This is a genomic window from Kitasatospora sp. NPDC088134, assembly GCF_044741705.1.
GTDB lineage: Bacteria > Actinomycetota > Actinomycetes > Streptomycetales > Streptomycetaceae > Kitasatospora.
In genome coordinates this window covers 59952-84354 of sequence record NZ_JBIUTD010000022.1, presented here as the reverse complement: position 1 = coordinate 84354, position 24403 = coordinate 59952, and the positions used below count along the sequence as shown (strand labels likewise).

Here is a 24403-nt window from a genome sequence, read left to right as displayed (position 1 = left end):
CCGGTTCGCCACCTTCTGTCATCGCGCATGGAGTGAAGAATGTCGAAAGTCCCGAACGGCGTCGACCCCGAGCAGTTGACCGTGGTCGCTCGGCGAGTGCTGCTGGACGGACTCGAAGCCCTGCGGGACCACCGTGAGGCCATCACCGTCGTCGGCGCCCAGGCCGTCCACCTGCGCACGCCCGACGCCGCGATCCGGTCGGCAGCACACACCTCCGACGGCGACCTGACCCTGGACCCCGCGCGCCTGCCCGACCGGCCGCTGCTCGACGAGGCGCTGCGCGCCGGCGGGTTCGAGCTGCTCCAGGACGACCAGCCCGGCCTGTGGGGGCGCTCCGAGCAGGTGGGAGAACGGACCGTACTGGTGGAACTCGACCTGCTCGTACCCGAAACCCTGGTGCAGCGCGGTCGACGCAGCGCGAAGCTCCCCCCGCACGGCACGATGAGCGCACGGTGGATCCGCGGCCTCGAAGTCGCGGTGGAGGACCGGTCCCCACTTACGATCAGCTCCCTGGAGGACGGTGACCGGCGGGAAGTGACCGTGCACGTCGCCGGCATTGTCGCCCTGCTGGTCGCCAAGGCGTTCAAGATCAGCGATCGGCTCGCGGACGAGATCCGCCGCCCGGACAGGCTGACCGACAAGGATGCGGCGGACGTGTTGCGCCTGTTCATGAGCGCCGCACCGACCCGGGCCGCTGCCGATGCGGCACGCCTGCGTGCGAGCGAACGCGTCGGGGCGGTCGCCACGGAGGGCCTGGAGCTGGTCGCCGAACTCTTCGGACGCCCCGGTGCCCGCGGGGTGGAAATGGCCGTGCAGGCCCTGGCCGCAGACGTCCCGGAGGCGCGCATCCGGGCGCTGGCCCCCGCTTTCACCGCCGCGCTCCGCCCCACGGCCCACAGCGGCTGACGTCACCCGGCCCGCCCTGCCGTCCGGGCCGGGCAAGTGCGGGTGCTTCCGGCGGGTGGGCACATTTTGGTCAGGACTCGAAACCGCCCCGCCCTACCGGCTTCCTACGCGCGTAGATATGCTGGTCTGGTGACTATGTCCACTCTTGCAGCCAATGCCCCCGGCGCTGCGGGCGGCGGCCTCTCGGACGTCGCGGCGTCCGAGGCCACCTTGCGCCGTTTCCTGCACGGCCTGCCCGGGGTCGATCAGGTCGGTCTGGAGTCGCGCGCAGCGACTCTCGGTACGCGGTCGATCAAGACCACCGCGAAGGCCTTCGCCATCGATCTCGCCATCTCGATGATCGACCTGACCACGCTGGAGGGCGCGGACACGGTCGGCAAGGTCCGCTCGCTCTGCGCGAAGGGCCTGAGCCCGGACCCCTCCGACCGGACGGCGCCGCAGGTCGCGGCGATCTGCGTCTACCCGGACATGGTCGCGACCGCGAAGGAGGCGCTGGGTTCCAGCGGCATCCAGGTCGCCTCGGTGGCCACCGCGTTCCCGTCCGGCCGGGCCGGGATGCCGGTGAAGCTGGCGGACACCGCGGAGGCGGTCGCCGCGGGCGCCGACGAGATCGACATGGTGATCGACCGGGGGGCGTTCCTCTCCGGCCGGTACCTGGAGGTCTTCGAGGAGATCCGGGTCGTCAAGGAGGCGTGCCGCCGCCCGGACGGGACGTCCGCCCACCTGAAGGTGATCTTCGAGACGGGCGAGCTGCAGACGTACGACAACGTCCGCCGGGCGTCCTGGCTGGCGATGATCGCGGGCGCGGACTTCATCAAGACGTCCACCGGCAAGGTCGCGGTGAACGCGACTCCCCCGGTGACGCTGCTGATGCTGGAGGCGGTGCGGGACTTCCGCGCGGCGACCGGCGTCCAGGTGGGCGTGAAGCCGGCCGGCGGCATCCGGGCCACCAAGGACGCGATGAAGTACCTGGTGATGGTGAACGAGACGCTGGGCGACGACTGGCTGAGCCCGCACTGGTTCCGCTTCGGCGCGTCCAGCCTGCTGAACGACCTGCTGATGCAGCGTCAGAAGCTGAGCACCGGCCGGTACTCCGGTCCCGACTACGTGACGGTGGACTGAGGACGATGGCGAAGACCAACAAGAAGACCCCGGCCGCGACCCCGGCGGCCGCGTCGGCCCCCGCGGCCCCCGCCGAGCAGCCCGTGAAGCGCTCCGGCCTGTTCGCGTACGCCCCGGCCCCGGAGTCCCCGGCCGCCGCAGGTGAACTGGCCACCAGCTACGGCCACTTCATCGGCGGCGAGTTCGTCGACTCCTCCGGCTCGGAGGCGCTGAAGACCGTCAACCCGGCCACCGAGCAGGTGCTCGCGGAGTTCGCCCAGGGCACCGACGAGGACGTGGACCGCGCGGTGCGGGCGGCCCGGAAGGCGTTCGCCGACTGGTCGGCGCTGCCGGGTTCCGAGCGCGCCAAGTACCTGTTCCGGATCGCCCGGATCGTCCAGGAGCGCAGCCGCGAGCTGGCGGTGCTGGAGTCGATCGACAACGGCAAGCCGATCCGCGAGACCCGCGACGTCGACCTGCCGCTGGTCGCCGCGCACTTCTTCTACTACGCGGGCTGGGCCGACAAGCTGGACTTCGCGGGCTACGGCCCGAACCCGAAGCCGCTCGGCGTGGCCGCGCAGGTCATCCCGTGGAACTTCCCGCTGCTGATGCTGGCCTGGAAGATCGCCCCGGCGCTGGCCACCGGCAACACGGTGGTGCTGAAGCCCGCCGAGACCACGCCGTTGACCGCTCTGCGGTTCGCCGAGATCTGCCGCCAGGCGGGCCTGCCGAAGGGCGTGGTGAACATCGTCACCGGCGACGGCCGCACCGGCGCCGCGCTGACCGCGCACCCGGACGTCAACAAGGTCGCGTTCACCGGCTCGACCCCGGTCGGCCGTTCGATCGCCCGTCAACTGGCGGGCACTCGCACCAAGTTGAGCCTGGAGCTGGGCGGCAAGGCGGCGAACATCGTGTTCGACGACGCGCCGCTGGACCAGGCCGTCGAGGGCATCGTCAACGGCATCTTCTTCAACCAGGGCCACGTGTGCTGCGCGGGCAGCCGCCTGCTGGTGCAGGAGTCGGTGCAGGACGAGCTGCTGGACGCGCTCAAGCGCCGGATGGGCACCCTGCGGGTCGGCGACCCGCTGGACAAGAACACCGACATCGGCGCGATCAACTCGGCCGCGCAGCTGGCCCGGATCACCGAGCTGGCCGCGGCGGGCGAGCAGGAGGGCGCCGAGCGCTGGGCGCCGGAGTGCGAACTGCCGGGCGCGGGCTACTGGTTCCGTCCGACGCTGTTCACCGGCGTCTCGCAGGCGCACCGGATCGCCCGCGAGGAGATCTTCGGGCCGGTGCTGTCGGTGCTGACCTTCCGCACCCCGGCCGAGGCGGTGGAGAAGGCCAACAACACCCCGTACGGCCTGTCCGCAGGCATCTGGACGGAGAAGGGCTCGCGCATCCTGTGGATGGCGAACCGGCTCCGGGCGGGCGTGGTGTGGGCGAACACCTTCAACAAGTTCGACCCGACCTCGCCGTTCGGCGGGTACAAGGAGTCCGGTTACGGCCGCGAGGGCGGCCGCCACGGCCTGGAGGCGTACCTCGATGTCTGAGACCACAACGCGCATTGACGTCTTCAAGACCTACAAGCTGTACGTCGGCGGGAAGTTCCCGCGCTCGGAGAGCGGGCGGGTGTACGAGGTGACCGACTCCAAGGGCCAGTGGCTGGCCAACGCCCCGCTGGGCACCCGCAAGGACGCCCGGGACGCCGTGCTGGCGGCCCGCGCGGCCGTGAAGGGCTGGTCGGGCACCACCGCGTACAACCGGGGCCAGGTGCTGTACCGGGTGGCGGAGATGCTGCAGGGCCGCCGCGAGCAGTTCACCGCCGAGGTGGCCGCCGCCGAGGGCGTGGGCGCCCGGAAGGCGGCGGCGCTGGTGGACGCGGCGATCGACCGCTGGGTCTGGTACGCGGGCTGGACCGACAAGGTCGCGCAGGTCGCGGGCGGCGCGAACCCGGTGGCGGGGCCGTTCTTCAACCTGTCGACGCCGGAGCCGACCGGCGTGGTGGGCGTCCTCGCGCCCCGGGCCGGGACGGGCTTCTCGCTGCTCGGCCTGGTCTCGGTGGTCGCCCCGGCGATCGCCACCGGCAACACCGTGGTGGTCGCGGCGGCCGAGCAGGCCCCGCTGCCGGCGCTGTCGCTGGGCGAGGTGCTGGCCACCTCGGACGTGCCGGGCGGCGTGGTCAACCTGCTCTCCGGCCGGACGGCGGACCTCGCGCCGACGCTGGCCTCGCACCAGGACGTCAACGCGCTGGACCTGGCGGGGGCGATCGACCCGGACGGCCCCGGCGCGGCGGCGGCCCTGGAGGCCGCGGCGGCGGATACATTGAAGCGAGTGGTCCGACCGGCCGCCGACCCGTCCGCCGAGGACTGGACGGCCGCGCCCGGCACCGGGCGGCTGCTCTCCTTCCTGGAGACGAAGACGGTCTGGCACCCGATGGGCATCTAGCCCCCGGCCGGCCGCCAACTCCACACAGACCGGCCGTCCACCGTGCCCCTATCCCCCCCGGGGGCCGGACGGCCGCGACGGGCCCGCACTTCTCCCCCCTGGTGCGGGCCCGTCCTCATGCCCGCACGCACCGTGATCGGGCCGTTCGGCGGGTTACCACCTGCCCGTCCCATGCCGCAGACTGGTTTCCCGTGAGTGACACGCCGCTGAACCGCCGCCCGATATCCCGGGTCATCCTGTTGTCGGGCCCCTCGGGGTCGGGAAAGTCCTCGCTGGCCGAGCGCAGCGGGCTGCCGGTGCTGCAGCTCGACGACTTCTACAAGGACGGTGACGACCCGTCGCTCCCGGAGCTCCCGGACGGGGGCGGGACGGACTGGGACTCGCCGGAGTCCTGGCACGCGGAACAGGCGCTGGCGGCGATCCGGACGCTGGTGTTCGAGGGCCGGGCCGAGGTGCCGGTGTACTCGATCCCGGCGAACGGCCGCAGCGGCAGCCACCTGCTCGACCTGGCGGGGGCCGCGGCCTTCGTCGCGGAGGGCATCTTCGCCGCCGAACTGGTGCGCCGCTGCGCCGCCGAGGGCCTGCTCGGGGACGCGCTGTGCCTGCGCAACAAGCCCGCCACCACGGCCTGGCGCCGGTTCCGGCGGGACGTCCGGGAGGGCCGCAAGTCGGTGCCGTACCTGGTGCGCCGGGGCCTACGGCTGATGCGGGCGGAGCGCGGCATCGTCGCCCGGCAGGTCGAGCTGGGCTCGTACGCCTGCTCGGGGCTGGAGGCGGGCCGGCGGATCTCCGCGGTGGCCCGGCAGCTGCCCGCCGAACTGGTCTGAGGGGTGCGGGGGACGGTCGAGCGCCGGCTGGTGGCGGGGCTGGGCAATCCGACCCGCCGGTACACGGGGACCCGGCACAACGCGGGCTTCCTGGTCGCGGAGCGGCTGGCCGAGCGGCACGGGGCGGCCTGGCACGGCCTGACCACCCGCACCGCCACCGCCGAGCAGGAGGCGCTGCCCGCCCTGCTGGACCGCTGCGCGGACGTGGTGGAGACCCTGGTGCTGCGCGGCCCGAACCGCGCCCAGGACGTGCTGCACACCGCCGACGCGCACTGACCGCCCGTCACCGGGCTCACCCGGGGGCATCGGGCAGCCGACGGCGGACCGTCCACGGCAGCACGAACCACAGGCCGGTGAAGACCAGCGCCACGGCGGCGGTGATCGGCCCGGCGACGGCGGCGCCCAGCACCACGGTGAGCACCAGCAGCACCGCGCCGGTGAGCGCCGCGGCGAGCAGCACCAGGCCGACCTGGGCGATCCGGGCGGAGACCTTCACGATCCGGGCCCGGTCGGGGTGGTGGAACAGCGCCCGGTGCAGGGCGACGGGGGTGGCCAGCACGGCGGCGGCGAGCACCGCGAGCAGCAGCACCGCGACGTACAGGTCCTGGGCGAAGTCGTCGAGTGCGGTGAAGCGCGGGGTGAAGGCGACGCCGAGCAGGAAGGCGAAGACGATCTGCACGCCGGTCTGCAGCACCCGCAGCTCCTGCAGCATCTCGATCAGCCGCCGGTCGGCGCGGGCCTGCGGGGACTCGGGGCGGAGGCCGTCGGCCGCCGGATCGTCGCTCATCGGGTCATTGTCACGGCCGGGCCGCCACCGCCGCGGGCGGCACGACGGGGGTGCCCCCCACGACGGCGGCACGACGGAGGCGGGCCCCGGTGCCGTTTCCCCCCGCACCGGGGCCCGCCTGCCGTTCGGAGCACCGGACGCCCCCCGGTGGCCGCTCCCCCGAGTCGGCCGCCGTGTCCCGTGCCCTGTCCCCCACCACCCGTCCCCCCGACGGGAGTCCTGACACTGCGTCAGGCGACCAGCTCGCCGAAGGCGTGCACGGTGTCGCCGGAGCGGTTGAGCTGCTCGTCCTCGCGCATCCGGCGCAGCGCGCGCCAGATGGAGCTCTTCACGGTGCCGACGCTGATGCCGAGGATGTCGGCGATCTCCGGGTCGGTCCGGCCCTCGTAGTAGCGGAGCACCAGCATGGTGCGCTGGTTCTCGGGGAGCTTGGCGAGCGCCTGCCAGAGCACGGCGCGCAGCTCGGTGCCGCCCATCGCGTCGGTGTCGCCGGCGTGCTCGGGGAGCTCCTCGGTCGGGTACTCGTTGACCTTGCGGCGGCGCCAGGCCGAGATGTGCAGGTTGGTCATGGTGCGGCGGAGGTAGCCGCCGACCGCGGCCTTGTCGGTGATCCGCCCCCAGGCCCGGTAGGTCGAGAACAGCGCGGACTGCAGCAGGTCCTCGGCCTCGTAGCGGTCGCCGGTCAGGTGGTAGGCGGTGGCGTACAGGGAGGCGCGGCGCTCGCGCACGTACGCGGTGAACTCGGCGATGTCGCGCGCCTCGTCCGCCGCGGCGGCCGGGTGCTCCCCCTGCGCGCCTCCCTGGTCGGCCCGTTCCCCGCGGAAGGTCTGCGGAGCGACCCGCAGCATCCGCCCCTCGGCCACCCCGGCAGCCTTGTTACCGGCCGACCGGCCGTGGGTGGTGTCCCCGCCGCCCCTGGTCCCCACGACCGGGCGGCGGGTCCCGGCGTTGTGCGCGCACCCCCGTACGAGCACGTTGCCGGCGTTCTCCTCCTCGTGCCGCGTCCGGGTGGTGCCCAGGACGGCGGCGCGCGGCCCGGTGTTTCGGGTCTTCAGCGTTGCGGTCATCGGGCACCCCCATGGTCGGTACGAGCGGTTCTCTGCCCGCCGCGGCGGCCGGTACCGGACCGGGTCCTCCTGCGGCGACGAGAAAAATCCTGCCGTCCGCGCGTCATGGCGGTGTCCGTCGACTGTCACAGGGCTGTCACAAGGGCGACCGGGAGCGGACGTGCGTCCGCTCCGTCGATGCCGACGCCGGAGCGGGCCCATCCGGTTCCCGGGTGCGCGGGGGTCACCCGGGTGGGTGCTTCCCGGGCCCGGGTGGGACACAATGACCCCCGTGCCTTTCCTGCTTCTGATCGAGGACGACGACGCCATCCGCACCGGCCTCGAACTCGCCCTCACCCGCCAGGGTCACCGGATCGCCGCCGCGGCGTCCGGCGAGGACGGTCTGCGCCTGTTCAAGGAACAGCGCCCGGACCTGATCGTGCTCGACGTGATGCTGCCGGGCATCGACGGCTTCGAGGTGTGCCGACGCATCCGGCGCACCGACCAGCTGCCGATCATCCTGCTGACCGCGCGCTCCGACGACATCGACGTGGTGGTCGGCCTGGAGTCCGGCGCCGACGACTACGTGGTCAAGCCGGTGCAGCCGCGGGTGCTGGACGCCCGGATCCGCGCGGTGCTGCGCCGCGGCGAGCGGGAGAGCTCGGACTCGGCGGCGTACGGCGGCGTGGTGATCGACCGTTCGGCGATGACCGTCACCAAGGACGGCCAGGACCTCCAGCTGACGCCGACCGAGCTGCGGCTGCTGCTGGAGCTGAGCCGCCGTCCCGGGCAGGCGCTGTCCCGCCAGCAGCTGCTGCGGCTGGTGTGGGAGCACGACTACCTGGGCGACTCCCGGCTGGTGGACGCCTGCGTGCAGCGGCTGCGGGCGAAGGTCGAGGACGTGCCGTCCGCGCCGACGCTGATCCGCACCGTGCGCGGGGTCGGCTACCGGCTCGACCCGCCGGCCTGAGCCCGCCCTCCCCCGTTCCTCCTTGATCCCCGACGGTTCGGTGAGTCCTTCTTGACGGAGTACCAGCCCGCCTCCCGCTGGGCCCGCTCGGCCTCCTGGCGGCGGCTCAGCTCGCTGCGGGTCCGGCTGATCGCGGTGTTCGCCGCGGTGGCGCTGATCACCGCGGTGTGCGCGTCCGGCATCGCCTACTGGCTGAACCGCGACGCGGTGCTCCGGCGCGCCCAGAACACCGCGCTGAACGACTTCCGGGTGTCGGTCACCCGGAACGTCTCGACCCTGCCGCTGCACCCGGCCTGCCCGGACCTGTCGACGCTGGCCGGGCAGGTGGCGAGCTCGGGGCTGGCGTACGACGTGGTGGTGGTCGACGACGCGCTGCCCGGCTGCACCGCCTCCTCCAACCCGCTGACGTTCACCGCGAAGCAGGTCCCGGCGGCGCTGGTGACCGCCGTGAACAAGCAGCGCGAGATCGGCCCGGGCAACCCGTACGAGTACCACCTGTACTGGCAGCGGGCGAACCTGGCCGGGCCGTACGTGATCGGCGGGACGAAGGTGGTCCCGAACGGGCCGACCGTCTACATGTTCAAGTCGCTGCAGAACGAGCGGGCCGACCTGAACACCCTCGGCTGGTCGCTGGCGGTCGCCACGCTGCTCGCGCTGATCGGCTCCGCGCTGCTCGCCCAGGGCGCCTCGGCGACCGTGCTGCGGCCGGTGCGCCGGCTCGGGGACGCCGCCCGGCGGCTCGGCGAGGGCAAGCTCGACACCCGGCTCGACGTCGAGGGCAACGACGAACTCGCCGACCTGGCACGGACGTTCAACCGCACCGCGGAGTCGCTGTCGGAGCAGGTGGCCGAGCTGAGCGCGCGCGAGGCGCAGTCCCGCCGGTTCGTCGCCGACATGTCGCACGAGCTGCGCACCCCGCTGACCGCGATGACCGCCGTGACGGACATCCTGGAGGACGAGGCCGACGCCCTGGACCCGATGATCGAGCCCGCCGTGCGGATCGTGGTCTCCGAGACCCGCCGGCTCTCCGACCTGGTGGAGAACCTGATGGAGGTGACCCGCTTCGACGCGGGCACCGCCAAGCTGGTCGCCGACGAGGTCGACATGGCCGACCTGATCATGTCCTGCATCGACGGCCGGGCCTGGTACGACGCGGTCGAACTCGACGCCCCGCGCGGCATCCTGGCCGTCGTCGACCCGCGCCGGCTGGACGTGGTGTTCGCCAACCTGATCGGCAACGCGCTCAAGCACGGCGGCTCCCCGGTCAAGGTGAGGGTCCGCCAGGACGACGCGGCGCACACCGTGGTGGTCTCGGTCTCGGACGGCGGCCCCGGCATCCCCGAGGACGTGCTGCCGCACGTCTTCGACCGCTTCTACAAGGCCGACAAGGGCCGGGCCCGCTCCGAGGGCAGCGGCTTGGGCCTGTCGATCGCGGAGGCCAACGCCCGCATCCACGGCGGCGACATCACCGCCGCGAACAACCCGGACGGCGTCGGCGCGGTCTTCACCCTGACCCTGCCGCTCACCCAGCCGCCCGCGCCCGGCCCGGAGGACGCCCGATGACCCGCCCCCGCGCCCTGCCCGCGGCGCTCGGCGCCCTGCTGGCCGCCGCCCTGCTGACCGGCTGCGGCATCCGGGCCACCGACGTGCCGGTGGACGCGGGCGCGCCCGCCAGCCGGACCGCCTGCCCGGCCGAGCCGCCGCCGGTCCCGCTGGCCCCCGCGGCCGCCGCCGTGCCCTCGCCCACCGGCTCGGGCACCCGGCCCGCCCCCGGCCCGACCTCCGCCGCCGCGCGCCCGCCGGCCGCCGCGAGCGCGGTGCCCTCGCCGCTGGTGACGGAGACCGGCCCGCCGGTGTTCGGCGCCCCCACGCCCAGCCGCTGCCCCTGAACCGGCCCGGGGCCGGTGTGCGCGTCCCGGGTGCGGGAAGCGATCCAGGTCACCCGTCCGACCGGAACCGGCCCCGGCGCGGGGGCGTCTCCCGCGGTGTGCACACGACCGCGCGAAGCGACCAGGCGACCGGGGAGGCGGCCGGACGGCCCGTCGACCCGGCGGCCCCGTACCGGCTGCGGACGGCGGCCCGGGTGCTGCTGGCCGTCCAGCTGCTGGTGCTCTGCTGGCTGAGCCTGCGGCCGGTGCCCGCGCCCTGGACCGCCCCGTCCAACCTGACGCCGCTGGCCTCGGTGCACCGGGTGCTGTCCCTCGGCGGCCTGCACGTGCTCGGCCCGCTGGCCGCCGGGCTCCTGCCGCTCGCGCCGGTCGGCGTGCTGCTGCCGCTCGCCTTCGGCACCCCGGCCCGCGGGCGGCTGCTCTCCTTCCTGCGCACCACCGGCGCGGCCGCGCTGCTCGCCACCGCCCTCGAATTCCTGGAGGGCTGGGCCCCCGGGCACGTCCTGGACGTCGACGACATCCTGCTCGGGACCCTCGGCGCGGCCCTCGCCCACCTGCTGCTGGTCCCCCCGCTGCGCGCCCTGGACCGGCACCGGGCGGGCGGGCCCGCACCGGCCCCGGAACCCGAGTCCGCAACGGCTCCGGAACCCGAGTCCGTGCCGGAGCCGTTGCCGACGGTCCGTCAGCCGAAGTACTTGCTGCCGTCGACGACCTGGGAGGCGGCCGGCGGGGTCACCCGCACCGGCTTGTCGAAGTCGGTGAACTTCATGAAGCCGTCGGCGCCGAGGTCCAGCGAGATCAGGTAGGGCGTGCCCTGCGCGGCGACGGCCGCCTCGGCCCGGGTGCCGTCCGAGTCCTTGAACACCACGGTGACGGCGTCGACGCCGTCGACCTTCTTCGCCGGGCCCTTGGTGCCCGGGTCGCTCACGCCACTGTCGTCCTTGCCGATGCTCTGCTGGGTCTTCAGACCCAGGTCGCAGAAGGTGGTGAACTCGGCGACCCCGCCGGCGCTGCCCTTGGCCACGGTCAGCCACTTGCCGAGCAGCGCGCCGCCCGCCTGCGGGGCGGTCGTCTTCAGCAGCGCGGCGTCCGGCTTCATCCAGACCGTGCCACCGCTGCGGAGCACCTCGGTGCTGCCCTGGCCGGCGATGGCCACCGAGCCCGCGCAGTTGCCGCTGCCGTCGACCGCGATGTCGCCGCTGACCTCGCCGTCGGTGTCCTTGATCTTGAAGGTCATCTTGACGGCGGTGAGCGCGGCCCCGGCCTCCTGCGCCTTCTTCACGATCTCGGCCGAGCCGAGCGCCGCCAGCCCGCCGCCCGCGGCGGCCCCCGTCGCGGCGGCGGAGGCGGTGGCCGGGGCGGCGGCGGAGCCCTTGCCGCCGTCCACCTTGGCCCCACAGGCGGCCAGGCCCGTCACCGCGAGGGCGGACAACACGGTGACGGTGAGCAGGCGGTTGGTGCGCATCAGAGCTGTTCCCAATTCCATATGACTGTCGGACGCGCGAGTCTGACAGTCCGCTGGGAGGACCTGTGCGCCACCTCCATCCTCTTTACCTGGCCTTTATCCGGATCGCCCCAGGTGGGCGCCCCGCACCGCCGTCCTCGGGGTGCACCCCGAGCGGACCCCGAGTCCGGGCTCCCTCCGGACGAGGAGCGGATCGGGGTCCGGATCGGCATCGCGGCGGACGCGGAGGCACCGGTCGCGGCCGGAGGATGGAGAACGAACCGAACGGACCGCACCGGCCGGACCGACCGCCCAGCAGGGAGAAGAAGATGAGCACCCTCGCCCGCCCCCGTCACAGCCGCGTCATCGCCGGTGTCTGCGCGGGCATCGCCAAGCGCTTCGGCTACACCCCGTGGACGGTCCGGATCGTCTTCCTGGCCTCCTGCCTGCTGCCCGGCCCGCAGTTCCTGATCTACCTGGCGCTCTGGCTGCTGCTCCCCCAGGAGCCGTGACCCCCCGCGCGCACGACGGAGGGGCCGTCCCGCATCGTGCGGGACGGCCCCTCCGTCGACGTCGGTGACGCGGCGTCAGCCGCCCAGGCCCGGCAGGCCCGGCAGGCCCGGGGCGCCGCCGCCGTTGGCCGGGGACAGGCCGCCCAGCGTCCCGATCACGCTGCCGACCGGGGTCTTGGCCAGGCCCTGGCCGCCGGGGACGGAGTCCAGGCTGCCGATCCGGTTGGCGGCGGCGGGCGCGGCCTCCTGCACCGGGGCGGCGGCGGGGGCGGCCTGCTCCGGGCCGCCCGGGCCGGTCTGCTCGATCGCCTGCGGGGCCTGCTCGGCGGCGGGGGCGGCGGCCGGGGCGGGCGCGGTCGGGCTCAGGGTGCCGGTCACGGTGCCGAGCTGGTCGCCGCCGGGCAGCTTGCTCACGGCACCGGTGGCGGCGCCGGTCACGGCGGGGTTGGTGAGCGCGCCGGTCGGCAGTCCGAGGCCGCCGGGGGTGACCGGCGCGGCCGAGGCGGAGCCCGTCGCGACGGCGGCGACCGCGATGCCGAGCACCGCGGTGCCGGCGGCCTTCAGAGTGGCCTGCTTCATGTGTCGTCCTCAGTCCTGGTCGGGCCGGTGCGGCGGCGGACGCCCGAGAACCACAGGAAGCCTGCCGTCACACCGAGTCAGCAGTGACCGGCCCACCGTAGTGAGAAGGCCACGCCCGGTTCAAAGCCCGACCACTCCGGAGAGTGATAAGTCCGACCATCTCCCCGCGTCGATCGTCCGACGGTCCGTCAGCCGCGCGGGCCGAACAGCCACTCCGCCTTGAGCTCGGCGTAGCCGGGCTTGATCACGTCGTTGATCATCGCCAGCCGCTCGTCGAACGGCAGGAACGCCGACTTCATCGCGTTCACGGTGAACCACTCCAGGTCGGCCAGCGTGTAGCCGAACGCCCCCACCAGGTGCTCGAACTCGCGACTCATGCTGGTGCCGCTCATCAGCCGGTTGTCGGTGTTGACGGTGACCCGGAACTTCAGGCCGCTGAGCAGGCCGATCGGGTGCTCGGCGTACGAGGCGGCGGCGCCGGTCTGCAGGTTGGAGGTCGGGCACATCTCCAGCGGGACGCGCTTGTCGCGCACGTACGCGGCCAGCCGGCCCAGCTCGACCCGGCCGTCCTCGCCGACCGTGATGTCGTCCACGATCCGCACGCCGTGGCCGAGCCGGTCGGCGCCGCAGCACTGCAGCGCCTCCCAGATCGACGGCAGGCCGAAGGCCTCGCCGGCGTGGATGGTGAAGTGGTTGTTCTCGCCCTTGAGGTAGTCGAAGGCGGCCTGGTGGCGGGTGGGGGGGTAGCCGGCCTCGGCGCCCGCGATGTCGAACCCGACCACGCCGCGGTCGCGGTGACGGTTCGCCAGCTCGGCGATCTCCTGCGAGCGGGCGGCGTGCCGCATCGCGGTCAGCAGCGTGCCGACCCGGATCCGGTGGCCGCGCGCCCGGGCGTTCGCCTCGCCCAGCCGGAAGCCCTCGTTGACGGCCTCGACCACCTCGTCCAGGGTCAGCCCGGCCTCCAGGTGCTGCTCGGGGGCGTAGCGCACCTCGGCGTACACCACGCCGTCCGCCGCCAGGTCCTCGGCGCAGTCCGCGGCCACCCGGACCAGCGCGTCCCGGGTCTGCATCACGGCGCAGGTGTGCGCGAAGGTCTCCAGGTACCGCTCCAGCGAGCCGGAGTCGGCGGCCTCCCGGAACCAGACCCCGAGCTCCTTCGGGTCGGTGGTCGGCAGCCCTTCGTAGCCGCAGTCGGCGGCCAGTTCGACCACGGTCTCCGGCCGCAGCCCGCCGTCCAGGTGGTCGTGCAGCAGGACCTTGGGGGCGCGGGCGATCTGCTCCGGCGTGGGGATGCGCGGGGCCGTGGTGCCCGCGAGAGTGATCTGCTTCTCCATTGCCGGAGCATAGCGCCTACGCGCGTAGATCGCCTACCGCCACGCCGCCCCGTCCGGACGAACCCGAGGTGAACAACCCACGCGCGGGATGCCTACTGCGGTCCGGCCTCGAAGACGGCCATGACCCGTTCCCCGTCCTCCCCCAGGTCCCGCAGCAGGTCGATCATGAAACTCGACACCTCGTTGTCGAGGGTGGTGGCGAGGGTCCCGTAGTACAGCGGCACCCCTTCGAGCAGCGCCTCGCGGCACTCCGCCCCGAGGTCGGGCCGACCGTTGTCGTACGCCTCCCCGTTGGAGTCGCTGTCCGCGCAGTAACCCATCAGCGCCGTCACCCCGCGCAGGGCCGCCGCCGGGAGACCGCCCGCCCGGAAGGCCGCCAGCGCCATCCGGGCGACCGGGAGGGCGGCTTCGGAGGCCAGGCCCCCTCGCACCGGGTGGTCGAGCAGCCGGGTCGCGTCCACCTCGGCCTCGGTCCGGGCGGCCAGCATCCGGGCGAAGTCGCCCGGCACGTGGCGCGCGCCCTGCTTGCAGGTGCACGGCAGCCGGCTCCAGTCGTACGCGGCCGCGATCCGCTCCCACTCCCGCACCGGCCTCCCCGGCTCCGGCCGGTAGGACTCGCGCCCGGCCGGGCCGAGGGCGGTGAGCAGCTCTCCGGTCCGCACGTCCCAGCGGGCGATCGTGCGGTCCGCGTCGACGGCCACGACCTCGCGGCCGTCGGCGGAGAACGCCACCGCCTCGATCCAGCCGCCCAGGCTGCCGAGTCCGGCTCCGGGCGCTCCGGTCCGGGAGTCCCACAGCCGGACCTTGCGGCCCTGGCCGCCGACCGCGACCGTCGTCCCGTCCGGGGCGACCGCCACCGCATGCGTGCGGTGGCCGCCGGGCAGCACGAGCGGCTCCACCCGATCGGGGTACCAGATCAGGTCGGCGTCCCGCCCGCCCTCGACCAGCCACGCCCCGGCCGGGTCGAAGGCCAGCGCGCCGGACCACCGGCCGTGCTCCCGGAACGTCCGCAGCAGGGCGCCGCTGCCGACGTCCCGGAGTTGCAGCCGCCCGTACTGGTGTCCGACGGCGAAGCTCCGCCCGTCCGGGTGCCAGGCGAGGCACTGCACCGGACGGGCGGCCGGGGCATCGGCCTCGACCTCGCCGGCGCGCCACCGCCCCGGTGCCGGGACCTCCCACCGGTGGACCCCGCCTTCGTCGTCCCCGGAGAGCAGGCGGGTGCCGTCCGGGCTCCAGGCCGACGCGGTGACCGTGTTCGGGTGCTCGGCTCCGAGGTCCACCCGGGCGTCGTCCGCGTCACCACGGTCGAACCGCCACAGGTGCAGGCCGCCACCGGAACTCCCCAGTGCCAGCACGCCGGTGGCCGCCCCGGTCCCGAAGGCCATCGTCTCGATCCGGCGGCCGGGCCCGGCGGTGCTCGCCACCGGCTCGCCCGACCTGGTCCCGCGCACCAGGACCGCCCCCGTCCGGTCCGCCTCCGCGGCCAACTCGCCGTGGCGGTCCAGCGCCTGCGCGGTGGGCGCGACCTCGAACCCGCTACCGGTGAATCCCACTGACCCGACCCCCTCCCCGCCGGTCACCCTATGCGCACGGACCGCGGGTCGCCCCGGGCGGACCGGTTTCCGACGGGCCGTCAGTCGTGGGCCAGGATGCTGCCGCGGCGGGAGAGGACGAAGTCGCGGAAGGCCGCGGCCGGGGGCGGCAGGGGGCGGTGGGCGGGCCAGGCGAGGCCGATGGCGCGGCGGGTGCGCGGGGCGGTGACCTCCAGTTCGACCGCGCCGGGGCGGGGTACCAGGGCGGGCGGGAGCAGGGAGACGCCGAGGCCGGCCGCGACCAGGCCGCGCAGGGTCTCGACGTCCTCGCCCTCGAAGGCGATCCGCGGGGTGAACCCGGCCTCGGTGCAGAAGCCCTCGACGATGTGGCGCAGCCCGTACCCCCGTTCGACCGTCACCCAGGGCTCCTCGGCCACCTCGGCGAGCCGGACCCGGCGGCGCCCGGCCAGCCGGTGGTCGGGCGGGACGGTCAGGAACAGCCGCTGCTCGTCCAGCGGGCGGGCCGTCAGGTCGGGCGCGTCGGGCAGCGGCGAGACCAGGCAGAGGTCCAGCTCCCCGGCCCGCAGCCGCTCCAGCATCGCGGCCACGTGGTCCTGGACGAGCTGGAAGCGCACCTGCGGGTGCCCGGCCCGGAAGCCGCGCAGCAGGGCGGGCACCGCGTCCGCGCCCATGGTGTGCAGGAACCCGAACGCGACCCGGCCGGCCGCCGGGTCGGCCTCCGCCCGGGCCGCCTCGACGCCGCGCTCGACCTCGGCGAGGGCGCGTTCGGCGGCGTCCAGCAGGATGCGCCCGGCCCGGGTCAGCCGGACGGTGCGCCCCTGCCGGGCCAGCAGCCGCACCCCCAGCTCGTCCTCCAGCCGGGCGACGGCGCGCGACAGCGTGGGCTGCGGCACGCCGAGCAGCTGCGCGGCCCGGGTCACGTGCTCCAGCCGGGCCACCGCCACGAACTGGGCCAACTGCGGTACCAGCAGCGTCACCTCGGCGTCCGGACCGAGCTCGGCGGGGCGCACCGGCGCGGAGCTGCTCTCATACGTCACAGCATGAATAATGGCCGATTCATGTATTGGACGCATCAGCGGGCGCGGTCGTAGCGTCGTCGCCATGCAGCCCGCCAGTACCGAGGCGCCCGCGACCGCGCCCACCCCCGCCAGTCCTCCCGCCGACCTGCGCCTGCGCCCCGGCAGCCGCGCGTTCCGCCGCGCCAACCTGGCGCTGTTCGCGGCCGGCGTCGCCACCTTCGTCCTGCTGTACTCCACCCAGGGCCTGCTGCCGATCCTCTCCGCCGACCTCGGGCTGACCCCGGGCCGGGCCAGCTGGACGGCCTCCGCCGCCACCCTCGGACTCGCCCTCGCGCTGCTGCCCGCCAGCGCCCTGTCCGACCGCTACGGGCGCACCGCCGTGATGACGGCCTCCACGCTGGCCGCCGCCCTGCTCGCGCTGGCCCTGCCGTTCGCCCCCGACCTCACCACCCTGGTCGTGCTCCGGGTGCTCCAGGGCGCGGCGCTGGCCGGGCTGCCCGCGACCGCGATGGCCTACCTGGCCGAGGAGGTGCACCCGACGGCGCTGGCCTCCGCGATGGGCCTGTACGTGGCCGGGAACTCGATCGGCGGGATGGGCGGCCGGCTGGTCTCCGGCTGGGCCGCGGCCGCCTGGGGCTGGCGCGGCGGGCTCGCCGTCTCGGCCGTCCTCGCACTGCTCGCCGCGCTGGCCTTCCGGCTGCTGATCCCCCGGGCCCGGCACTTTCGGCGCGCCCCGGTGGACGCCCGGGCGCTGGCCGCGACCGTCGCCGGGCACCTGCGCAACCCGCTGCTGCTACGGCTGTACGCGCTCGGCCTGCTGTTCATGGCGGTCTTCGGCGCGGTCTACAACACCGTCGGGTACCGGCTGGTCTCGGCGCCCTTCCAGCTTCCGGAATCGGTCGCCGCCTCGGTCTTCGTGGTCTACCTGGTCGGCACCGCGTCCTCCGCCTCGGCCGGCCGGCTGACCGCCCGCTGGGGCCGCCGCGGCACCCTCTACCTGGCGATCGGCACCACCGCCGCCGGCCTGCTGCTCTCCCTCCCCGACTCGCTGCCCTGCGCCCTCCTCGGCCTGGTCCTGATCACCGCCGGCTTCTTCGCCGGCCACGCCACCGCCTCCTCCGCCGTCGGCCGCACCGCCACCACCGGCCGCGCCCAGGCCTCCGCCCTCTACCTGATCGCCTACTACCTCGGCAACAGCCTCGGCGGCACCCTCGGCGCCGACGCCTACCACGCCACCGGCTGGCCCGGCACCGCCACCGTCGCCCTCACCGCCACCACCTGCGCCACCGCCGTCACCCTCTACGCCACCCACCGCGCGCGGACCGTCACTACACTTCAGGCATGAGCATCGACCCTGCCGTGTTCGCCCAGCTCCGCGAGATCGCCGACCAGCTGCCGCAGACTCCGGGGATAGGGAAGATCGAGATCGCGGACGACACCATCGTGATGATGATGTCCCCGGTGAAGCGGCACGAACTCGCGGTGATCCGCATTGCTCAGCAGCTCAACGGGCAGCTTCCGCAGACCCACCCCGGCTACATCGCCCACGGTGGCGCCGACTTGGTCGACCCGTCCCACGGACGCCTCCGCAACCCCGACCTCATGGTCTTCCCGGAGGCGGCGCTGGACGACGAGGCTCCGGCGTTCCTGCCTCACGAGATCCTGCTGGTCGTCGAGATCGTTTCGAAGTCCAACTCCGAGACCGACTATCACGCCAAGGTCGCCGACTACGCGGCCATGGGCATCCCGCTCTACCTGCTGGTCGACCCTCGCAAGGGCACCGGAATCGTTCACGACGAACCCGGCTACACCCGCCGCACCGACTTCGCCTTCGGCGACGTGATCACCGTCGGCCCCTGGACGCTCGACACGAGCGTCCTGCGCACGTACTCCTGACGCGCGCAGGACGCCGACAGTGCGTCAGGCGATCCGGTCGAGGACGATCGGGGCCGGGGTGAAGGCGGTGCCGGCGGGGGCGATCGCGGTGGCGCCGTCGAGGGCTTCCAGGGCGTACGGGAAGCGGTCCGGGGTGTCAGTGTGCAGGGTGAGCAGGGGCTGGCCGGCGGTGACGGGGTCGCCGGGCTTGGCGTGGAGCTCGATGCCGGCGCCGGCCTGGACCGGGTCCTCCTTGCGGGCGCGGCCGGCGCCGAGGCGCCAGGCGGCGACGCCGACGGCGTAGGCGTCCAGGGCGGTGAGGACACCGCTCGCGGGGGCGGTGACGACGTGCTGCTCGCGGGCGACCGGGAGGGGCGCGTCGGGGTCGCCGCCCTGGGCGGCGATCATGCGGCGCCAGTGGTCCATCGCGGAGCCGTCGCGGAGCGCGTCCGCCGGGTCCTTGCCGTGCACGCCCGCGGCGGCGAGCATCTCGCGAGCCAGCGCGAGGGTGAGTTCGACGACGTCGGCGGGGCCGCCGCCGGCCAGGACCTCGACGGATTCGCGGACTTCGAGCGCGTTGCCCGCGGTGAGGCCGAGCGGGGTGGACATGTCGGTGAGCAGGGCGACCGTGGCGACGCCGGCCGAGCGGCCCAACCCGACCATGGTGCGGGCGAGTTCGCGGGCGTCGTCGAGGTTCTTCATGAACGCGCCGGAGCCGACCTTGACGTCCAGGACGAGCGCGCCGGTGCCCTCGGCGATCTTCTTGGACATGATCGAGGAGGCGATCAGCGGGATCGCCTCGACGGTGCCGGTGACGTCGCGCAGCGCGTACAGCTTCTTGTCGGCGGGGGCCAGGCCGTCGCCGGCCGCGCAGATCACCGCGCCGGTGGAGCGCAGCACGTCGAGCATCTCCTCGTTGGAGAGCAGGGCGCGCCAGCCGGGGATGGACTCCAGCTTGTCGAGGGTGCCGCCGGTGTGGCCGAGGCCGCGGCCGGAGAGCTGCGGGACGGCGGCGCCGCAGGCGGCGACCAGCGGGGCCAGCGGGAGGGTGATCTTGTCGCCGACGCCGCCGGTGGAGTGCTTGTCGGCGGTGGGGACGCCGAGCGAGGAGAAGTCCATCCGCTCGCCGGAGCGGATCATCGCGTCGGTCCAGCGGCTGATCTCACGGGCCGTCATGCCGTTCAGCAGGATGGCCATGGCGAGGGCGGACATCTGCTCGTCCGCCACCTCGCCCCGGGTGTAGGCGTCGATGACCCAGTCGATCTGGGGGTCGGTCAGCTCGCCCCGGTCGCGCTTGGCCCGGATGACGGAGATGGCGTCCATACACGTGCTCCAGAGGGGGTGAAATGCGTAGAGTGCCGCGGGATGTCCTCCCACGACACTCTACGCGCGTAACAACCGCAAGGGCTACAACTCGCAGCAGCTCAGAGCTTGTCCGGAGCTCAGAGCTTGTCCGGCCCGAACGCGTCCGGCAGCACCTCGCTCATCGGTGCCACCCCGGAGGGCAGGTCGACCAGCAGCTCGGGGCCGCCGTGCTCGTACAGCAGCTGGCGGCAGCGCCCGCACGGCATCAGCAGCTCGCCGCCGCCGTCCACGCAGGTGAAGGCCACCAGCCGGCCGCCGCCGGAGGCGTGCAGCGCGGAGACCAGGCCGCACTCGGCGCACAGCCCGAGCCCGTACGAGGCGTTCTCCACGTTGCAGCCGACCACGGTGCGGCCGTCCTCGACCAGGGCCGCGGCCCCGACCGGGTACTTGCTGTAGGGCGCGTACGCGTGGCGCATCGCGTCCCGGGCCGCCGCGCGCAGCGTCTCCCAGTCGAACGCCTCGGCCGCGGCCGTCACTTGCCCTGCCCCTTGCGGTAGATCTCGCCGTCCGCCTTCGGCGGCCGCAGCCGCTGCGCGGCGAGCGCCAGCACCACCAGGGTGATGGCGTACGGGGTGGCGACGATCAGCGGGCGCTGCACCTCGTCGGTGCAGGCGTACCAGGCGGCGACGCCGCCGGCCACCACCGCGGCGATCGCGGCGGCCACCCACTGGCGGCGGTAGAGCTGCCAGAGCGTGAGCAGCGCCATCGCGATCGCCACCACCAGCAGCAGCACGTGCACCGAGTCGGCGTCGCGCAGCTGGAGGCTGTCGGTGAAGCCGAACAGGCCCGCGCCGGCGGCCAGGCCGCCCGGCATCCAGTTGCCGAAGATCATCGCGGCCAGGCCGATGAAGCCGCGGCCCTGGGTCTGGCCGTCCCGGTAGAAGTGCGCGGCGACCAGCGACAGGTAGGCGCCGCCGAGACCGGCGAAGGCGCCGGAGGCGATCACCGCGAGGTACTTGTACTTGTAGACGTTGACGCCCAGCGACTCGGCGGCGGTCGGGTTCTCGCCGCAGGAGCGCAGCCGCAGGCCGAACACGGTGCGCCAGAGCAGGAAGTAGCTGGCGACCAGCAGCGCGGCGGCGATCAGGGTGACCACCGACAGGTCGGTGACCAGGCCGCGGACGATGCCGGCCAGGTCGGAGACCAGGAACCAGTGGTGCTTCTCGAGGTCGCCGAGCCAGCTGGACAGGCCGGGGAAGGTGAAGGTCGGCAGCGAGTCGGCGGGCGGCGACTGGTTGGCGCCGGCGCCGTCGACCACGTAGTCCTTGTAGTAGATCCGGTTGACGTAGGCGCAGATGCCCGGGATCAGCAGGTTGATGCCGACGCCGGAGACGATGTGGTCGACGCCGAAGGTGACGGTGACCAGCGCGTGCAGCAGGCCGCCGAGCGCGCCGCCCACCATGCCGGCCAGCAGGCCGACCCAGGGGTTGACCAGGAAACCGCCCCAGGCGCCGCAGAAGGTGCCGGCCACCATCATGCCTTCGAGGCCGATGTTGACCACGCCCGCGCGCTCGGACCACAGGCCGCCGAGGCCGGCCATCGCGATCGGCACGGCGGAGGACAGCGCGGCGCCGATCTGCCCGGAGGAGGTCAGGCCGTGGTTGCCGGTGGCCGCGCCGACCGCGGCGAAGACCACCAGGGCGAGCGCGATCAGCAGCAGCACCACCGGCCAGGTGAGCTTGGTCTTCTTCGCCGGCGCGGCCGGCGACTTGGGCTTTCCGGCGACTGCGGTGCTCATGCCGCCACCTCCTTCTTGGCGGCCGCGGCGGCCTGGGCGGCGAGCTCGGCGCCGACCTTCTGCTGCTGGCGCTTGAGGCCGTAGCGGCGCACCAGCTCGTAGGCCACGACGACGCAGATGACGATGGTGCCCTGGATCACCGGGATGATCTCGGACGGGTAGTCGCCCTGGGTGGGCAGTTGGGCGCCGGAGGCGTCCAGGAAGGCGAACAGCAGCGCGGAGAACGCGATGCCGATCGGGGTGTTGCGGCCGAGCAGCGCCACCGAGATGCCGATGAAGCCGAGGCCGGTCTGCACGTTCTGCCCGAAGTACGGGGTGTTCTGCATCAGTTCGGGCAGGCCGACCAGGCCGGCCAGCGCGCCGGAGACCACGATCGAGGTGATCACCATGCGCTTGACGTTGACGCCGGACGCCTTGGCGGCGGTCTCCGAGCGGCCGGTGGCGCGCAGGTCGAAGCCGAACCGGGTCCGGTTCAGGGTGAACTGGAAGACCACGCCGACCAGCACCGCGATCACGAGGAAGCCCCACAGGGTGCCGCCCTGGGTCTCGAACGCGAAGAAGTGGCTGGACTCGGAGATCTTGGCGGTCTGGATCGAGTTGGAGACGCCCTTGGTCTCCGGCGCGAAGATGCCGGGCACCAGCAGCACGCCGATCACGGCGGTGGCGATGGCGTTCAGCATGATGGTCGAGATGACCTCGCTGACGCCGCGGTAGACCTTCAGCACACCGGCGATCGAGGCCCACAGGCCGCCGACGCACATGGCGACCAGCAGCAGCAGCGGGATCTGCAGGAAGGCCGGCAGGTCGACCTGGCCGCCGACGTACGCGGCGAACATCATGGCCAGCTTGTACTGGCCCTCGATGCCGATGTTGAACAGGTTCATCCGGAACCCGAACGCGGCGGCGGCCGCGGCCAGGTAGTACACGGTGGCCTTGTTCAGGGTGGCGACCTGGCCGTCCGAGGCGGTGCCGTACTTCCACATGATGGAGAAGGCGTCGAACGGGTCGCGGCCGGAGACCGCCAGCAGGGTGCCGGCGATGACCGCCGACAGCAGCACCGCGAGCACGGGCGCGGCCAGCGCGAGGCCGACCTTCTCCAGGTCGACGCGCTCGCGCAGCGAGCGCTTGGCCGCGGGCGCGGCCGGGGCGTTGGGACTGGTCATGTGGCTACTCCCCCGCCTGCGCGTCGTCGTCGGCGGCGGTGTCGGTGGACGGGGTGTCGGTGGCCGGCGCGGTGTCGGCCGGCGCGGCGTCGGTGCCCTCGGTGGCGATCGCCTGCGCCTCGGCGACGGCCTCCGGGGCGGACTCCAGGTGGCCGCGGGCGGCGCCGGTCATCGCGGTGCCGAGGTCCTCGGCGGTGACGGTGGCCGGGTCGGCGTCGGCGACCAGGCGGCCGCGGTAGATGACCCGGATGGTGTCGGACAGGCCGATCAGCTCGTCCAGGTCGGCGGAGATCAGCAGCACCGCCAGGCCTTCGCGCTGGGCGGAGCGGATCTGCTCCCAGATCTGCGCCTGCGCGCCGACGTCCACGCCGCGGGTCGGGTGGGAGGCGATCAGCAGCTTCGGCGCGTGGCTCATCTCGCGGCCGATGATCAGCTTCTGCTGGTTGCCGCCGGACAGCGAGGCCGCGGTGACCTCGATGCCGGGGGTGCGGACGTCGTACTCCTCGACGATCCGCAGGGTGTCGGCGCGGGCGCCGGCCGGGTCGAGCAGCACGCCCTTGGAGTTGGGCCGCTCGGTGACGTGGCCGAGGATCCGGTTCTCCCAGAGCGGGGCCTCCAGCAGCAGGCCGTGCCGGTGCCGGTCCTCGGGAATGTAGCCGATGCCGGCCTCCCGGCGGGCCCGGGTCAGGGCGCCGGTCAGGTCGGCGCCGTCCAGCACGACGGTGCCGGCGTCCAGCGGCAGCATGCCCATGACGGCCTCGACCAGTTCGGCCTGGCCGTTGCCCTCGACGCCGGCGATGCCGAGGATCTCGCCCTTGCGGATGCGCAGCGACACGTCGTCCAGGACCACCCGCTCGACGCCCTCGGCGTCCGGCTTGGCGATCCGCAGGCCCTCGACCCGGAGCATCTCGGTGTCGGTGACGGTGGACTCGCGGCTCTCCGGGGAGGGCAGTTCGGCGCCGACCATCAGCTCGGCGAGCTGACGGGCCGTCACGGTCGCCGGGTCGGCGTCGCCGACGGTGGTGCCGCGGCGGATCACGCTGATCGCGTCGGCGACCGAGAGCACCTCGTGCAGCTTGTGCGAGATGAAGATGACGGTGACGCCCTCGGCCTTGAGCTCGCGCAGGTTGTCGAACAGCGCGTCGACCTCCTGCGGCACCAGCACGGCGGTGGGCTCGTCCAGGATCAGGATGCGGGCGCCGCGGTACAGCACCTTGAGGATCTCGACCCGCTGCCGGTCGGCCACGCCGAGGTCCTCGACCAGCGCGTCCGGCTTGATGCCCAGGCCGTACTGGTCGGAGAGCTCGCGGATCTTCGCCTTGGCGGCGGCGCCGATGCCGTACAGCTTCTCGCCGCCGAGGACGATGTTCTCCCAGACGGTGAAGTTGTCGGCCAGCATGAAGTGCTGGTGGACCATGCCGATGCCGCGGGCGATGGCGTCCGCGGGGGTGGAGAACTCCACCAGCTCGCCGTCGACGGCGATGGTGCCCTCGTCCGGCTTCTGCATCCCGTAGAGGATCTTCATCAGGGTGGACTTGCCGGCGCCGTTCTCACCCATCAGCGCGTGCACGGTGCCCCGGCGGACGGTGATGTCGATGTCGTGGTTGGCCACCACGCCGGGGAAGCGCTTGGTGATGCCGCGCAGTGCGACGGCCGGTGTCGCCGTCCCCGCGCTGGGGGTGCCGCCCGGGGGGACGGAGTCGGAGGGGGTGATGGCGATCTCCTGCTGGTCGTCGGGCGCTTCGTCGCGCTGGAGGCTCAGGGGAAGCTCGGGGAGCCGGACACCGGGGTCGCGGTGCGGAACGGACAGGGGCCCGGGGGATGCGCGCCGTGGGCGCATCCGTCCGAGC

Annotated in this window: 24 protein-coding genes; 13 read left to right on the top strand and 11 right to left on the bottom strand. The window is 73.7% G+C overall.

Translation table 11 applies throughout. From position 1 onward, the window contains the following. The first annotated feature begins 39 nt into the window (after positions 1–39). The 6 genes from ACIOHG_RS28055 to ACIOHG_RS28030 all read left to right on the top strand — a co-directional run bounded on the left by ACIOHG_RS28055 (position 40) and on the right by ACIOHG_RS28030 (position 5555). On the top strand, positions 40–906 hold the full coding sequence (locus tag ACIOHG_RS28055; RefSeq protein WP_400954523.1) for a hypothetical protein: 867 nt from the start codon (positions 40–42) through the stop codon (positions 904–906). A 135-nt stretch (positions 907–1041) separates the two neighbouring features. Beyond that, complete coding sequence (gene deoC / locus ACIOHG_RS28050) at positions 1042–2028, top strand: deoxyribose-phosphate aldolase (protein WP_400954590.1); 987 nt, start codon at positions 1042–1044, stop codon at positions 2026–2028. A gap of 5 nt (positions 2029–2033) precedes the next feature. After that, the gene (locus tag ACIOHG_RS28045; protein ID WP_400954522.1) at positions 2034–3557 is read left to right on the top strand and encodes an aldehyde dehydrogenase family protein; all 1524 of its coding nucleotides are present in this window, start codon (positions 2034–2036) and stop codon (positions 3555–3557) included. After that, entirely contained in the window at positions 3550–4452 is a 903-nt protein-coding gene (locus ACIOHG_RS28040) for an aldehyde dehydrogenase family protein (protein ID WP_400954520.1), read from the top strand. The genes ACIOHG_RS28045 and ACIOHG_RS28040 overlap by 8 nt, the downstream gene beginning before the upstream one ends. Before the next feature lie 191 nt (positions 4453–4643). Beyond that, entirely contained in the window at positions 4644–5279 is a 636-nt protein-coding gene (locus ACIOHG_RS28035; RefSeq protein ID WP_400954518.1) for an ATP-binding protein, read from the top strand. Between the two features lie 3 nt (positions 5280–5282). Beyond that, the gene (locus ACIOHG_RS28030) at positions 5283–5555 is read left to right on the top strand and encodes a hypothetical protein (protein WP_400954517.1); all 273 of its coding nucleotides are present in this window, start codon (positions 5283–5285) and stop codon (positions 5553–5555) included. 16 nt (positions 5556–5571) lie between these two features. On the opposite strand, the gene ACIOHG_RS28025 is transcribed toward ACIOHG_RS28030, so the two are convergent. Both ACIOHG_RS28025 and ACIOHG_RS28020 read right to left on the bottom strand, forming a co-directional pair. Further along, positions 5572–6066, bottom strand: coding sequence for a DUF6328 family protein (locus ACIOHG_RS28025; RefSeq protein ID WP_400954515.1), 495 nt, complete (start codon positions 6064–6066; stop codon positions 5572–5574). A gap of 230 nt (positions 6067–6296) precedes the next feature. Next, positions 6297–7133 (bottom strand): SigE family RNA polymerase sigma factor, encoded by an 837-nt coding sequence (locus tag ACIOHG_RS28020; RefSeq protein WP_400954514.1) that lies wholly within the window; start codon positions 7131–7133, stop codon positions 6297–6299. A 271-nt stretch (positions 7134–7404) separates the two neighbouring features. On the opposite strand from ACIOHG_RS28020, the gene ACIOHG_RS28015 reads away from it, so the two are divergent. The 5 genes from ACIOHG_RS28015 to ACIOHG_RS27995 all read left to right on the top strand — a co-directional run bounded on the left by ACIOHG_RS28015 (position 7405) and on the right by ACIOHG_RS27995 (position 11927). Continuing rightward, entirely contained in the window at positions 7405–8082 is a 678-nt protein-coding gene (locus tag ACIOHG_RS28015; RefSeq protein ID WP_400713864.1) for a response regulator, read from the top strand. Between the two features lie 51 nt (positions 8083–8133). After that, positions 8134–9645: an ATP-binding protein gene (locus ACIOHG_RS28010; RefSeq protein WP_400954512.1), complete on the top strand. Its 1512-nt coding sequence runs from the start codon at positions 8134–8136 to the stop codon at positions 9643–9645. Continuing rightward, positions 9642–9971, top strand: coding sequence for a hypothetical protein (locus tag ACIOHG_RS28005; RefSeq protein WP_400954510.1), 330 nt, complete (start codon positions 9642–9644; stop codon positions 9969–9971). Before ACIOHG_RS28010 ends, ACIOHG_RS28005 begins: the two co-directional genes overlap by 4 nt. 98 nt (positions 9972–10069) lie before the next feature. Next, positions 10070–10777, top strand: coding sequence for a VanZ family protein (locus tag ACIOHG_RS28000; RefSeq protein WP_400954509.1), 708 nt, complete (start codon positions 10070–10072; stop codon positions 10775–10777). Between the two features lie 967 nt (positions 10778–11744). After that, complete coding sequence (locus ACIOHG_RS27995) at positions 11745–11927, top strand: PspC domain-containing protein (protein ID WP_400954508.1); 183 nt, start codon at positions 11745–11747, stop codon at positions 11925–11927. Between the two features lie 75 nt (positions 11928–12002). Here the strand turns inward: ACIOHG_RS27995 and ACIOHG_RS27990 are convergent, their stop codons facing one another. The 4 genes from ACIOHG_RS27990 to ACIOHG_RS27975 form a co-directional block, all read right to left on the bottom strand. After that, the gene (locus ACIOHG_RS27990) at positions 12003–12506 is read right to left on the bottom strand and encodes a hypothetical protein (protein WP_400954506.1); all 504 of its coding nucleotides are present in this window, start codon (positions 12504–12506) and stop codon (positions 12003–12005) included. A 188-nt stretch (positions 12507–12694) separates the two neighbouring features. Next, on the bottom strand, positions 12695–13840 hold the full coding sequence (locus ACIOHG_RS27985) for an adenosine deaminase (protein WP_400954505.1): 1146 nt from the start codon (positions 13838–13840) through the stop codon (positions 12695–12697). A gap of 92 nt (positions 13841–13932) precedes the next feature. Further along, complete coding sequence (locus ACIOHG_RS27980; protein ID WP_400954504.1) at positions 13933–15393, bottom strand: WD40 repeat domain-containing protein; 1461 nt, start codon at positions 15391–15393, stop codon at positions 13933–13935. Positions 15394–15473: 80 nt separating this feature from the next. After that, the gene (locus tag ACIOHG_RS27975; protein ID WP_400954589.1) at positions 15474–16364 is read right to left on the bottom strand and encodes a LysR family transcriptional regulator; all 891 of its coding nucleotides are present in this window, start codon (positions 16362–16364) and stop codon (positions 15474–15476) included. Positions 16365–16494: 130 nt separating this feature from the next. Here ACIOHG_RS27975 and ACIOHG_RS27970 point away from each other — a divergent pair, with 130 nt between their 5' ends. Together ACIOHG_RS27970 and ACIOHG_RS27965 are read left to right on the top strand one after the other, a co-directional pair. Further along, positions 16495–17757, top strand: a complete 1263-nt coding sequence (locus ACIOHG_RS27970) for an MFS transporter (RefSeq protein WP_400954503.1) — start codon at positions 16495–16497, stop codon at positions 17755–17757. Next, positions 17754–18308 carry a Uma2 family endonuclease gene (locus tag ACIOHG_RS27965; RefSeq protein WP_400954502.1) on the top strand — a complete coding sequence of 185 codons (555 nt, stop codon included), beginning with the start codon at positions 17754–17756 and terminating at the stop codon, positions 18306–18308. The genes ACIOHG_RS27970 and ACIOHG_RS27965 overlap by 4 nt, the downstream gene beginning before the upstream one ends. A gap of 24 nt (positions 18309–18332) precedes the next feature. Here the strand turns inward: ACIOHG_RS27965 and ACIOHG_RS27960 are convergent, their stop codons facing one another. From ACIOHG_RS27960 to ACIOHG_RS27940, 5 genes are all read right to left on the bottom strand, one after another. Then, positions 18333–19610 (bottom strand): thymidine phosphorylase, encoded by a 1278-nt coding sequence (locus ACIOHG_RS27960; protein ID WP_400954501.1) that lies wholly within the window; start codon positions 19608–19610, stop codon positions 18333–18335. 119 nt (positions 19611–19729) lie between these two features. Continuing rightward, a complete protein-coding gene (locus ACIOHG_RS27955) occupies positions 19730–20128 on the bottom strand; it encodes a cytidine deaminase (RefSeq protein ID WP_400954500.1) in 399 nt (132 codons plus the stop codon). After that, the gene (locus ACIOHG_RS27950) at positions 20125–21390 is read right to left on the bottom strand and encodes an ABC transporter permease (RefSeq protein WP_400954499.1); all 1266 of its coding nucleotides are present in this window, start codon (positions 21388–21390) and stop codon (positions 20125–20127) included. The genes ACIOHG_RS27955 and ACIOHG_RS27950 overlap by 4 nt, the downstream gene beginning before the upstream one ends. Continuing rightward, positions 21387–22553: an ABC transporter permease gene (locus tag ACIOHG_RS27945; RefSeq protein ID WP_400954498.1), complete on the bottom strand. Its 1167-nt coding sequence runs from the start codon at positions 22551–22553 to the stop codon at positions 21387–21389. The genes ACIOHG_RS27950 and ACIOHG_RS27945 overlap by 4 nt, the downstream gene beginning before the upstream one ends. 4 nt (positions 22554–22557) lie before the next feature. Continuing rightward, positions 22558–24393 (bottom strand): ABC transporter ATP-binding protein, encoded by a 1836-nt coding sequence (locus ACIOHG_RS27940; RefSeq protein ID WP_400954497.1) that lies wholly within the window; start codon positions 24391–24393, stop codon positions 22558–22560. Positions 24394–24403: the final 10 nt, after the last annotated feature.